At 37.5% G+C, this 12617-nt stretch carries 15 protein-coding genes; 9 read left to right on the top strand and 6 right to left on the bottom strand.

The window, feature by feature from the left end:
- Positions 1–10 precede the first annotated feature (10 nt).
- Both DNJ75_RS00655 and DNJ75_RS00650 read left to right on the top strand, forming a co-directional pair.
- Positions 11–262, top strand: coding sequence for a BolA family protein (locus tag DNJ75_RS00655; RefSeq protein ID WP_117001238.1), 252 nt, complete (start codon positions 11–13; stop codon positions 260–262).
- Between the two features lie 22 nt (positions 263–284).
- Positions 285–719 (top strand): MAPEG family protein, encoded by a 435-nt coding sequence (locus DNJ75_RS00650; RefSeq protein ID WP_117001237.1) that lies wholly within the window; start codon positions 285–287, stop codon positions 717–719.
- 8 nt (positions 720–727) lie between these two features.
- On the opposite strand, the gene DNJ75_RS00645 is transcribed toward DNJ75_RS00650, so the two are convergent.
- Complete coding sequence (locus DNJ75_RS00645; RefSeq protein WP_117001236.1) at positions 728–1054, bottom strand: helix-turn-helix domain-containing protein; 327 nt, start codon at positions 1052–1054, stop codon at positions 728–730.
- A gap of 202 nt (positions 1055–1256) precedes the next feature.
- Positions 1257–2180: an ROK family protein gene (locus DNJ75_RS00640; RefSeq protein ID WP_117001235.1), complete on the bottom strand. Its 924-nt coding sequence runs from the start codon at positions 2178–2180 to the stop codon at positions 1257–1259.
- Positions 2181–2434: 254 nt separating this feature from the next.
- On the opposite strand from DNJ75_RS00640, the gene rpsA reads away from it, so the two are divergent.
- The 6 genes from rpsA (at position 2435) to DNJ75_RS00610 (ending at position 7696) form a co-directional block, all read left to right on the top strand.
- Positions 2435–4096: a 30S ribosomal protein S1 gene (gene rpsA / locus DNJ75_RS00635; protein WP_117001234.1), complete on the top strand. Its 1662-nt coding sequence runs from the start codon at positions 2435–2437 to the stop codon at positions 4094–4096.
- Positions 4097–4281: 185 nt separating this feature from the next.
- On the top strand, positions 4282–4737 hold the full coding sequence (locus tag DNJ75_RS00630; protein ID WP_150468901.1) for a hypothetical protein: 456 nt from the start codon (positions 4282–4284) through the stop codon (positions 4735–4737).
- 232 nt (positions 4738–4969) lie between these two features.
- Entirely contained in the window at positions 4970–5290 is a 321-nt protein-coding gene (locus DNJ75_RS00625; RefSeq protein WP_117001232.1) for a TusE/DsrC/DsvC family sulfur relay protein, read from the top strand.
- Position 5291: 1 nt separating this feature from the next.
- Positions 5292–6575: a lipopolysaccharide biosynthesis protein gene (locus DNJ75_RS00620; RefSeq protein ID WP_224742248.1), complete on the top strand. Its 1284-nt coding sequence runs from the start codon at positions 5292–5294 to the stop codon at positions 6573–6575.
- A gap of 336 nt (positions 6576–6911) precedes the next feature.
- The gene (gene msrB, locus DNJ75_RS00615; RefSeq protein WP_373282838.1) at positions 6912–7445 is read left to right on the top strand and encodes a peptide-methionine (R)-S-oxide reductase MsrB; all 534 of its coding nucleotides are present in this window, start codon (positions 6912–6914) and stop codon (positions 7443–7445) included.
- A gap of 2 nt (positions 7446–7447) precedes the next feature.
- Entirely contained in the window at positions 7448–7696 is a 249-nt protein-coding gene (locus DNJ75_RS00610; RefSeq protein WP_117001231.1) for a hypothetical protein, read from the top strand.
- Between the two features lie 18 nt (positions 7697–7714).
- Here the strand turns inward: DNJ75_RS00610 and DNJ75_RS00605 are convergent, their stop codons facing one another.
- The 4 genes from DNJ75_RS00605 to DNJ75_RS00590 all read right to left on the bottom strand — a co-directional run bounded on the left by DNJ75_RS00605 (position 7715) and on the right by DNJ75_RS00590 (position 12156).
- A complete protein-coding gene (locus DNJ75_RS00605) occupies positions 7715–8662 on the bottom strand; it encodes an acetyl-CoA carboxylase carboxyltransferase subunit alpha (protein WP_117001230.1) in 948 nt (315 codons plus the stop codon).
- 12 nt (positions 8663–8674) lie between these two features.
- Positions 8675–9967 (bottom strand): MFS transporter, encoded by a 1293-nt coding sequence (locus DNJ75_RS00600; protein WP_117001229.1) that lies wholly within the window; start codon positions 9965–9967, stop codon positions 8675–8677.
- A 137-nt stretch (positions 9968–10104) separates the two neighbouring features.
- Positions 10105–10650, bottom strand: coding sequence for a 1,6-anhydro-N-acetylmuramyl-L-alanine amidase AmpD (gene ampD, locus DNJ75_RS00595; protein ID WP_117001228.1), 546 nt, complete (start codon positions 10648–10650; stop codon positions 10105–10107).
- Between the two features lie 87 nt (positions 10651–10737).
- Positions 10738–12156 (bottom strand): exodeoxyribonuclease I, encoded by a 1419-nt coding sequence (locus DNJ75_RS00590; RefSeq protein ID WP_117001227.1) that lies wholly within the window; start codon positions 12154–12156, stop codon positions 10738–10740.
- Between the two features lie 136 nt (positions 12157–12292).
- Between DNJ75_RS00590 and DNJ75_RS00585 the strand changes: the two genes are divergently transcribed.
- Positions 12293–12616, top strand: a complete 324-nt coding sequence (locus DNJ75_RS00585) for a type II toxin-antitoxin system RelE/ParE family toxin (RefSeq protein ID WP_117001226.1) — start codon at positions 12293–12295, stop codon at positions 12614–12616.
- Position 12617 lies beyond the last annotated feature (1 nt).

The following is a 12617-nucleotide window of genomic DNA, read 5'->3' as shown; positions in this document are numbered from 1 at the left end:
ACTACAAATCATGAATATAGTCGAGTTAAAAACCTTAATCGAGAATAAACTAGGGGCTAACACCACTGCACTAATTGAAAGTGATGATAACGTGCACTTTAATGCAACGATTATCAGTGATGTTTTTAGCGGGGTTCTAAGTAAAGTCAAACAACAACAGATGGTTTATGCCGCAATTAATGAGTACATTGCATCAGGTGAATTGCACGCCATTGCTATGAGAACATACACACCTGAAAAATGGCAAGCATTAGCTAAGTAAACCTAATAATTGGAGTATCACAATGTCAACAACCGCTTGGTCAATACCGATTATTGTGATGATGGTTCTTACCATCGTTAGTGTTTTTATCACCCTATTTAGTCGTATTCATGCTATTCGCAAAGAAAAAATCACACTGAATGATTTGCGGACGATGGATTTTTGTAAGAAAGAGCATCCTTGGCTTGAAATCACCTCAAGACACCTTGATAACTTATTTCAAATGCCTGTGCTTTTTTATATCTGCTTTATCATCATCTTGCTCAATCCAGAGCTTATGCAGATCAGTTATTTTCTCATCCTTGGTTGGCTATTTGTCAGCTTTAGGATCATTAACTCAATTATCCACTTAACAACGAATAATTTAAGCTTAAGACTCTGCTCGTTTTTATTATCAACTGCTTTTTTGTTTACGATAATTCTAATGCTGCTGATCGAGTTGATTAAGCTGCATTAATCATCAAATTAATTTTTTCTATCAACCGTAAAGTACTGATGATCAATTGACCAAGAGCGATACAGTACGTTATAAGTATTGACAGAAACAGCATTAAGACTTGATTGATAAAGTGTCTCATAAGCCTTTGCAGCATTACCATCCGTAGGGCCCAACAGCTCAATATTGTATTTACGACACCATTTCCGCACCGTCGTGGTTTTAAAGCCAAACTTGCCAGCAACGTCCTCATAACTTAAGCCTTCGTTTGAATAATCCTTTAGTACTTCTTCTGCCGGTCTTCCATACTTCTTTGACAGAATGATTTCAAAGCTCTGAGAATATTGATTTGCCATTGTTTTATTACTCCTTCCTCCATCTAAACATCGTGTTCATTTTTAGCTTCATGCTGATAGTCACCTTAAGACGTTTAAACTTCTGTTTATTTAACTTAACTTTTTTTAAATTTTTGTTTTTTAGTTATTTTTGTAATTTAACTTCTGCTGTTATTGATAACCAAACTTACGGCATCCGTCAAGCACTTCACGCAAATAATCGTTAACACACCTTCATTTTGTTCAATAAAACAGCAACCCCTTGCACGCCAGCATGATTGCCTAGATGTGCTGGCATAATTTTTACCTCGTTATAAAAAGGCAATACTTTCTCTTGAAAACGTTGTCGTAATGCTTTGATAAAAAATGTCTCCTCTGAGATCGCGCCACCAATGATAATCAGCTCAGGCGCCAAGATATGCGTCAATGAAATAAGTCCGACAACAACCTGATGCAAATACGCTTCAAACACCTGTAGCGCAATAGGGTTTTTATTAAATAACTGCTCTTTAAAATGCGCTATACTTACCTCTTTACATTGTGTTGCAGCGCAATAGCTTACTAATAACGCTTTAGCTGAAGCATAACTTTCCCAAGCCCCTGGTAGCATATTTTGTGCTTTACCACTGTTTTGTTGATTATCCTGTGCATTTGTCAGCAAATAGCCAAACTCACCTGCTGCATTATTAAATCCACGATACAGTTGACCATTAATAATAATTGCACCACCAATACTCGTACCCAATGTTAAAAAAAGATAGTTCTGATAATGACTCTCCTGCCAATAGACTGCTTCACCAATGGCAGCAGCATTAACATCATTTTCAATCACCACAAGCTCAACGCCTGTTTCTTGTTTAAAGCGCTCAACTAACGGGTAATTTTCTAGCGCTTTAACATAAGGTGAACCAAAAGCAATGCAACCTCTTTGAGGATCTACAATGCCATGACACGAAAAACCAACACCCACAATGTGATATGTCTTTTTTAATTCTACAAAACGCACAATAAATTGCTGAAGCAGCGCCTCAGGATCGATGATTTCTCCGGTGTGATATTTATCAGCTGTAACGATATTTCCCGCCAGATCAATCAGTGCATATTTGGTGTAGGTACCGCCTAGGTCAAAACATAGGTAACTCTTCATATTGTATTAGCGAGCTTTACTTAAAGGATGTGTAGCATTAGCATATACCGCTTCGACTATTTCAGCTAATAGAAAGCGGATAAACCATTTAACTTTTGACTTTTTTGCACAAAACTGCAACAACTGATTGAAAACATCAAGACAATCCTTTAAAATCTTGCCACCTTTTAGGCTGAGTTTATGCAGTTTTCCAGTGAATGCCGTAAACTCAATGTATAACTAACCACTGGCTTAAGATATATTGGAACTAAACCATGACTGAAAATTTTAAAGACCTCTTTGAAGCTTCACTAAAAGAAACTGAAATGCGTGTTGGCAAGATCATCAAAGCAACTATTGTTGCGATTGATCGTGAATTTGCTTGGATTGACGCAGGTTTAAAATCAGAATCTATCGTTTCTCTTGATCAATTCAAAAATGATCAAGGCGAAATTGAAGTTCAAATTGGTGATCAAGTAGATGTTGTGCTTGATGCATTAGATAATAGCAACGGTGAAACTCGTCTATCTCGTGAAAAAGCGAAGCGTATCGAAGTTTGGGATGCACTTGAGAAAGCATGTGATGATCAAGAAACTGTATTGGGTCGCATCACAAACCACGTTCGCGGCGGTTACACAGTTGAAGTTAAAGGCTTACGTGCGTTCTTACCAGGATCTCTTGTTGATGTTCGTCCATTACGTGATATTTCTCACCTAGAAGACAAAGATATCGAGCTTAAGATTGTTAAACTTGACACTAAGCGTAACAATATCGTTGTTTCTCGTCGTGCGGTTATCGAAGCTGAGACACAAGAAGATCGTGAAGCATTGTTCGAGAAGTTAAGCGAAGGTTCAGTTGTTAAAGGTGTTGTTAAAAACATCACTGACTTTGGTGCATTTATTGACCTTGGCGGTGTTGATGGTTTATTACACATCACTGATATGTCTTGGAGTCGCATCAAGCACCCAAGTGATATGCTAGCGCTTGGTGATGAAATCGATATTAAAATCATCAAATTTGATAATGATAAAGGTCGTATCTCTCTTGGTATCAAGCAATTGGGTGAAGATCCTTGGGCAAGCGTTGCTGAAGAGCTTGCTGTTGGTACTAAACTTATGGGCAAAATCACTAACATTACTGACTACGGTTGTTTTGTTAAGCTTAAAGAGGGTATTGAAGGTCTTGTTCACACATCTGAAATGGATTGGACAAACAAGAATGCTAATCCGCACAAATTAGTTTCTTTAGGTCAAGAAGTTGAAGTGATGGTATTAGAAGTTGATGCTTCACGTCACCGTATTTCTCTTGGCATGAAGCAATGTATCATCAATCCATGGCAAGCATTTGCTGATGCACATAAGCCAGGTGATAAAGTTAATGGTAAGATTCGCTCTATCACAGACTTTGGTATCTTTATTGGCTTAGATGGCAATATTGATGGTCTGGTACACATTTCTGATGTTGCTTGGAACAAAGCTGAAGACGTTGTTAAGCAATTGAAGAAAGGTGAAGATATCGAAGCCGTTATGCTTTCTGTTGATATCGAGCGTGAGCGTATCGCACTTGGCATTAAGCAGCTTTCTGATGATCCATTTACACAGTACACCTCTGCAAATGACAAAGGTGCTAAAGTAACTGGTGTTATTACTGCTGTTCAACAAAACGGTGCTAACGTTGAGCTTGCACCTGAAGTAGAAGGTTTCATTCGTGTTGCTGATATTTCACGTGAGCACGTTGAAGATGCCCGCCATGTTCTTAAAGTAGGTCAGGAAATTGAAGCGCGCGTTAGCAATATTGACACTAAGCGTCGCAGCATCAACCTTTCAATCAAAGGTCTGGATGAAGATATGGAAAAAACAGCTAAAACTAACTACAAAGCTGAGCAAATGGCACCAACAACCATTGGCGACTTGATCAAAGAAAAGTTGAACAAATAAAAGCAATTATATAAGGCAACAATTATGTTGCCTTTCTTGCTTTATCTGTTTTATTTTGACTAAATTAAAGGACTTAATTTATTTTGCGAATCATGTTGACACTTTTACATAAGAAACTTTCAGTACCTAGAAAAGCGTCAAGATGGTTTGTATTTCCCTCAACTATCATTATATTTTTAATAACAATGTTCTCATTAACTTCTTGCACACATCACTCGTGTGAAGAAAATGATAGCTCTACACGTTATATCTCATTGCTGTTGAATCAATACATCAATGATAACTATTTTGGATTACTCGAAAGAGTTCGCCATGAAAAAGGCATTACAACAATTTATTTTGCCTCTCGCGCACGCGTTACCCTCCCTTCGCAAACAGAGGTTCAACAATGTTGGGTAACAACAAATAATTCAGAATATCCACTACCTGCTTTTCAAACGATGTCTGATAGCTCATTTTATACTTTAAGCAATAGCAGCAATGCGCCTTGTTATCTCAATATGGTTATTGATTACGATGCATCAACCAAGCTCTGGGATGTACATGTTTATAACTTCAACCCTGACCAACTACCATTTTCTTGGATATATAAACAGGTATTAGGCAATATTGAAGTTGGTTTATATAATCTAACCGTTTAATTTCAACTTCACTATACAGCTATACCCATCACAAACCATCTTACAGAATTTTTTGCTTTATATTTTGCGTGCTTTTGTCAAGTTGAATTTTGATAATAGTACTAGCTATTACCTACAATCCAGCTTGACAAAATCTTCACAAACTACTTTACAACCAAACACCGCAAAATGATTTACGATGGGTATAAATTCATCTACCATATGGCGATTGAAAATTTCCTTTTCTACACTAATGACCCAATTTACTACACAACTTGATGAGCACGGCTTTTTAAAAGACCACACACATTGGTCAGCTGATATTGCTTATGTGTTTGCCAAAGAAGAAAATATTATACTAACCGAGGCGCATTGGCAGGTTATTGATTTCTTACGTGAATACTATGAGATACATAAAACAGCGCCGGCGATTCGCCTTTTGGTGAAGTCTCTCAAAGAAAAATATGGCAGTAACATTGGCAATAGCCTTTATCTTCAAACCTTATTCCCTGTTTCCCCTGCAGTACAAGCCGCTAAAATCGCAGGATTACCCAAACCTAAAAGATGCATTTAAGATGTTAACCGTAAAAGTTAAAAAATTACTTCACAATGAAATTCTCATCAAATCTCTAGGGACAATGTTTGTACAAGGCTTAGGACAGATGACTGCCTTTGCCTCTGCCATTTTATTGGCACACTATCTAACTGTTTCTGAATATGGACAATATATGTTTGGTGTGACCATTGCCACGATTTCCGCTGTAATTGCCACTTTAGGTGCCGATGGGATTTTAGCTCGCAGCTGGGGCTGGTCTAACAACAATGGGGTTACACGTACAAAGGAAGTTTTCCAACTACACAACTGGTTTTGGCGCCGCGGGATAATTATTCTGATCTTTGCTTGTATCGGTTGTTTTAGCTATATCTATTTATTTGATCCTAATGCTAGTTTTATTGAGGTTTTTGCCTTTTTATTTGCTTTGCCTTTTTTTATTGCTAATCTTTTGCAGTCTTTTTATGTTGCCAATAAAAAAGTGATTTATGCCAACTTAATCCAGTTTATCATGCGTCTGATTATGCTACTCATTATTGGCATTTATATTGTGATCAAAATTCATAATGCTCCCCTACTTGTGGGCTCAATGTTTGCTGCAATTACCCTTTACATGCTTATATTATGGTTAAAAATAAGCGTCAAACACGGATTTAAAAGTCATAAGCCACAGGGTAGCAATCTCTCTTTTATGCTACTAAAATGGGGAAATTTATTACTAAGCCAAATTGACATTGTCTTGCTGAAAATATTCTCTAGTAATGAAAGTATTGCTTATTACGCCGTGGCACTGCAATTAAGCGCCTTAGTTGTCTTTGTTTTAAATGCAGTGAGTGCCAACATTATGGCGCAAGTAGCCAACGACTATAAAATGCTATCACGTGATGCATTTCAAACCAAAATCACTGAATATACACGTATTATCTGCGGACTTTCGGCACTTGGTATGGTGGCTCTGATTATTGCAGGTTATTGGATCACTATGCTTTATGGTCAGGCGTATACCCAAGCTTACTCACTATTTTGTGTATTAATGATTGGTCAAGCGGTTAACGTCCTCTGTGGTAGTGTCTTTACCATTTTAAATATGGCAGGATTTGAGAAAACAACATGTCGTGTCTTTTACATCGCACTTGTTATTAATATTGTCCTAGGCATTGCGCTTATTCCAAGTTTACATGCCTTTGGTGTCGCCATTGCTTCGGCGCTTGCAATGATTTTCTGGAACTTGGTATTAACTTATTTTGTGATCAAGGAACTGGGTATTAACCCCACTATCTTTACCTTTATACATAAACAACGCTAGCACTACGCTACGATTATAAATACAGCTGTGACTGCGCTTGTAATGAACAAAACTTGATATATTCTTTTTTGAACTTTTGCCAAGTTGATGCTTTTTGTTGTGTCTCTTTTGTTACGGTCATTTTCTGCTCCTATTACTTGAATTTCAAAATATTATTTCTAACGATCATCTGATCGAGTTGAATGCATTATATTCAGATAAATGTAAAAAAACCGTTTCAAGCAAGTATTGCGATGTAAAAAAACTGTTACATTACTGATTTTGTTATCCCAAATTAATACTTCACAGCAATTGCCCTGCTAGAATATACTCATCATAATCAATAGGAGAATCTCAATGTATCAACGTAATATTGGCATGGGTTTTATCTTAATGTGCATAGGAGGTATAGCAATGGCAACTGATTATCAACATTTTAATGCAGATATAAAGCAGCAAAAACTTAGCACGCTATCAACATTGCAATATCAAGTCACTCAAGAAGAAGCCACAGAAAAACCCTTTGACAATAGCTATTGGAATAATAAAATCGAAGGTATTTATGTTGATATAGTTTCTGGCGAGCCGCTGTTTAGTTCAACAGATAAGTTTGATTCAGGCACAGGTTGGCCAAGCTTTACAAAACCAATAGATACAAAATATATTCAGGAAAAAGAAGACCGTAAGTTCTTTTTTATCGTACGCACAGAAGTCCGATCTTTGGTAGCTGACTCACATTTAGGACATGTTTTTAATGATGGACCAGAACCTACAGGACTTCGCTATTGTGTGAACTCAGCAGCACTTAAGTTTATCCCAAAAGATCAAATGGCTAAAAGCGGCTATGGCGCCTACCTTTATCTATTTGATGATAACAAACCATCGAAATAATCATGCGTGTTATCTTTAAAAAAACCTTACTCATCGTTATTGTTATTATTTTATTTGCATTGGCATTACTTGGCGCAATTTTGCCGATTATTCCGGGGTTTATATTCTTTTTCGCTGGAGTGATCGTGCTTTCATGGCTTGTTCCACCCGTACGAAGATGGCTTCACAAACTATTACATCGCTTTCCAAGACTAGAGAAACATGTGTTAAAAGCAGAAGATAAATTGAAAAAATGGTTTGGACATTCTTAATAGCTGCCCTTTAAATAACTACCCCTCAAATGCACCAAAAGACATTAATTTGTCATAGCGTTTTGCCAAGCGATCCTCATTAGATAAAGCACTTAAATCACCTAACAAACGCTGCAATGTCAGTTTAATTTCTTTTGCAGCTTCAGTAATATTGCGATGCGCGCCACCTAAAGGTTCTTTGATGACTTCATCTACAATATCATGCTCTTTCAAACGCTTAGCAGTAATACCCATAATCTCAGCGGCATCGGCAGCTTTCTCGGCTGTCTTCCATAAGATTGAAGCACATCCCTCTGGTGAAATTGTGGCAAAATAGCTGTACTCGAGCATTACGAGCTTATCACCTACCCCAATGCCCAATGCGCCACCTGAGCAACCTTCGCCAATAACGACACAAATCACAGGGACATTTAGCTTAGACATCTCAAGCAAATTGCGCGCAATCGCCTCACTTTGTCCGCGCTCTTCGGCTTTAACACCAGGATAAGCACCTGGTGTATCAATAAATGTAATAACAGGCACATTAAATTTTTCAGCAAGCTTCATTAATCGTAATGCTTTGCGATACCCTTCTGGATGCATCATGCCAAAGTTATGACGCAATTTATCTTTGGTTTTGCGCCCCTTTTCCTGACCAATCACCATCACGGCTTGATCGCCTAGTTTAGCTAAGCCGCCAACAACCGCCTTATCATCTGCAAACGCGCGATCACCATGCAACTCTTGAAAGTCAGTAAAAATCTTATTAAGCAAATCTAAAAAATACGGACGCTCAGGATGACGCGCTAATTGAATTATCTGCCAATCGCTTAATGAATTATAAATCTTCTTCATTAAATCGGTCGTTTTACCCTGTAACTTCTCGATTTCCTGTTGAACATCTTCACTATGCGCATTTGACTTAGCCAGCGCTTCAATCTTTGCTTCTAATTCGGCAATTGGTTTTTCAAATTCAAGAAATTGCATATTTTCCCTTACTTAGTCCACTTGACGCTTACAATACGTCTCTTTAATGAATAAAGCAAATATAATACTAATGATAAAGCCAATTAGCAAAATCCCCATGCCAAAATTAAGCCCAGGTGCTGCCATATCATCCAAACCTTTGCTGTGATTAAACCATGTTGTCATCACGCCAAATAGTGGCATAGCGATCACACCACCCCATAATAATGAGTTCATAGATACGATACTTGTTGCAATGGCATTATTTTTCATCGGATTATTTTCACCCACAAATGGATAAGCAACGGTTTGCGCACTGGTGACAAATCCTAATAAGAAAAATAGTACTGATAATTGTGCGACACTCACCGTGCAAAACATAATAATGGCAATAATGATAACCGATGTAACACCACCTAGGATTAAAGGTTGTTTACGGCGACGCATACGCTCAGTCAGCCAACCCCAAAACGGATAAGCGAAGATCATGCCTAAAAAGATATAGCCGGTTATCGAACGTGCTTCCAACATGCTAACACCATGAGTTTTCATCAAATATTCATTTGACCACATACCACCTAACATCCATGTACCAATATTAATTAAGCCAACATAAATACCCGCGCACCAGTTTTGTGGCTTGGATAACACGAGCTTCAATGTTGCCAAAATAGACTCTGATCGCAACGCTTTAGTTTGCATCATGCGCGCTTCTGTTAATGCCTTTGGTGCATTACGCACAACAATAAAAATAAGTGCCGCTAAAACCAAACCAAACAAGCTAATCACATGTAGCGTATGCTCTAAGCCAAATGCATCAAGTAAATAGCCAACGGGAGCTTGCGCGGCATAGCCACCCAACATGCCAATGGCAATAATAATACCAATGACAAAGCCTAAACGATTTGCTGGAAACCAGTTTGTTGCAATGCGAATACAACCAATAAGACTAAAACTCGCGCCCATGCCCATAAATAAACGGGAAACACCCATTACATAAACACTTGTTGTTATAGTCATTGCAAAAATACTCAACGCACAAACCAATAAGGCAATGGATATCGCTAAACGCGGCGAGAATCTATCTAGGATATACGCTGCAGGAATTAAACAAATGATATTTGTATAAAAATACAAACTGGCAATAAAGCTCACACTCACCGGTGTTAAATCTGGATAAGCGTTTAAAATGGCAGGTGTTAATGTATTAAAAGCATTGCCTAAGCCAAACTCAAAGAAAAAGAAAAATGAAATTAAAATTACGACTGCCCAAGATTTTGCCAACGGCATTTGAGCTAGTTTTTCCTGATACGTAGTGGAAGTCATAACACTCCGAGTTGCGAACTGTATTTTCAAGGGCGACAAATATAACAAAAAAATAATTTTTTTACAGTAAAATTTTAATCACGATTCTGTTTATGTCTGGATTATATTCACAGGCTACATTTCTTAAGATCGCGACCTTAATCTACATTGCTTAAGAAATACTCCCAGTTAAATTCTCTGCCTGGATCTGTTTTGCGCACTGGTGCTATATCACTATGCCCGACAATATTGGCTTTAATTGTAGGATATCTTTTGATAAGGGCTTTTGTAAGCTCAATTAAGTTTGTGTATTGCGCTTTAGTAAAAGCTGTTTTATCGGTGCCTTGTAGCTCAATGCCAATCGAGAAATCATTGCAATTATTTTTACCTTTATAAATACTCACTCCAGCATGCCAAGCGCGATCTTCAGTTGCAACAAACTGGATAATCTCACCCTGCCTTGTAATATAAAAATGACTTGAGACTTTAAGGTTAATAAGGTCTTTAAAGCTTGGTTCTAGATTACAATCCAAGTCATTTAAAAAAAGTGATTCAACATAATGGTTATCGTACCACCCTTCTGGCAAGGAAATACAATGAATCACCAATAAATCAATGGCTATATTATCTGGGCGCGCATTAAAATTGGGTGATTTTATAATCTTGGCTTTATTTAGCCAGCCATTGGCGTCTAACTGTAACATTTTTATTACCTTACCTTTTCAAAATTGGGCGTATGCAATACACCCCTACATTCCAATTGCATACAGTTATTATATTTTTGCCTTTTTTTACAAAGACAAATATGCCTCTAACTCATCAAGTAGGTACAATTGCTCTTCAGTAAGTTCGCCTTCACGTAGTTTCTGGATACGCTCATAAACTTCAGGAATAGAAACTTTACGCCCGCCTTTAAAGTCAACAGGCATATTTTCAACTTCAAAGCTGGCAATTCTCTCTAAATACTCCTGAAATTTGCCTTGCATCTCGGGTGTGAGCCTATCTGGCGCCATCCTACCGATAACACGCAATGCACGCTCATATAGCCCACGGTTCATCTCACGCATCAATTTGACCTTATCACCAACTGCTTTTTGGTGAAAATGCTCACACAATGCCTGCTCAGCATAATTCATAAATCCTGCCGTATAAAGTGAGGCATCAACATCAATATGTTCAACCTCTGGATATTTAAAATCCAAAGCTGATTCTTTTATATCTACAAATAAGCTCGGATTTTGGATTAAGAATTCTTTATTGCGTTTAATCAATGCGATACGTTCTGGTGATAAATGCGCTAAAAAGCGCTTTTTTGCAGGTAACACCAACGGCAGATCACCCCATTTCTTATTCACCGTTAAGAAATGCTCTGATAAATTATCCAAATTTACTTCGGTAAGCTCAGCATAATCAAGACGTAAAAAACACCACTGATTTTTATAATGCCAATGCTGCCCCAAATTAAGTACTGGCAACATAAAACGTTCATTATAACCAAAGCGTCCTGAAATCATTATAGCTTGTTGGTAGTCCTCACCATTAATATTCAGACCAATATCCAATTGCGACAATATTTTTTGATCTTCAGTTTTATTAAAGCGTGCGCTTAAATATTCCCACATTTTAGGTTGGTATGATCTTAATTTACGTGCCAATTCCAAAGTGACTAATACATCGGTTAACGCATCGTGCGCGCGCCCTTCAGTGTACAAGGCATTTTGCGCATTGATGTCTTCAAGTTTCAATGACACCTTATTCTCATCGTTAATTGACCAACTAAGAACCTCATTGGCAAATAAATAAAAGGAAGCAACCATTGGATATAAATCCATGCGTGAGCAATTATTTTTATATTGATGATCATACGCTGGAAATAGATTCTTAAAAAAAGCAAAGCGTAAAAACTCATCATCAAAACTTAACGTGTTATAGCCTAAGCTCACTGTTTCCGGCGTATTGAACAATGCATAGATTTTTTTAATCGCTTCATACTCAAAAAGCCCAGTATTAGCTTGTTCAATCGAGATATGATGGGTGATCGAGGCCTCAGGATTGGGAATCGTATCTGGATTTAATTTGATTAAAAACTCATAACGCTCAATTTCATTGAGCGCCTCATCGGTACGCACTGCTGCAAATTGAATGATTTGATCAAAACATTTATTGATTCCGGTTGTTTCCAAATCATAAAAAAGAAAAGTTTTTGCCATGAAGTTTTCACTCATTACTATCAATTACCACAGTGTAATCGCTTTGCTATTGAATGTCAGTAATCATAGCTTACAACTTGACGAATACGCCCTAGGCGTATAAACTTGGTTTCATAAAAACATAGCGAATCTTCTAATGATTACAATAGTTGAACTTCCAAGCTACATAAAAAAAGCAAGCACATGTCTTACAGCGGATAATCAAAAAGCACTTGTAGACTACTTGGCAGTTTACCCTGAAGCTGGTGTAATTATGGAAGGAACTGGAGGCGTTCGCAAACTAAGGTGGGCAACTGAAAACAGTGGTAAAAGTGGTGGCGTACGCGTTATTTACTATTATTACAATGAAACTATGCCACTGTATTTAATTGCCATGTTCAAAAAGAGTGAGAAGGCAAACTTAAATAAAGCTGAAAGAAACGATTTAGTCATTATGGTTGAGCTACTTAAAAAGAGGTAAA

The organism is Cysteiniphilum litorale, assembly GCF_003428165.1.
GTDB classification, from domain to species: domain Bacteria; phylum Pseudomonadota; class Gammaproteobacteria; order Francisellales; family Francisellaceae; genus Caedibacter; species Caedibacter litoralis.
The sequence above is the reverse complement of the archived record's forward strand: the minus strand, read 5'-3'. Positions and strand labels throughout refer to the sequence as shown.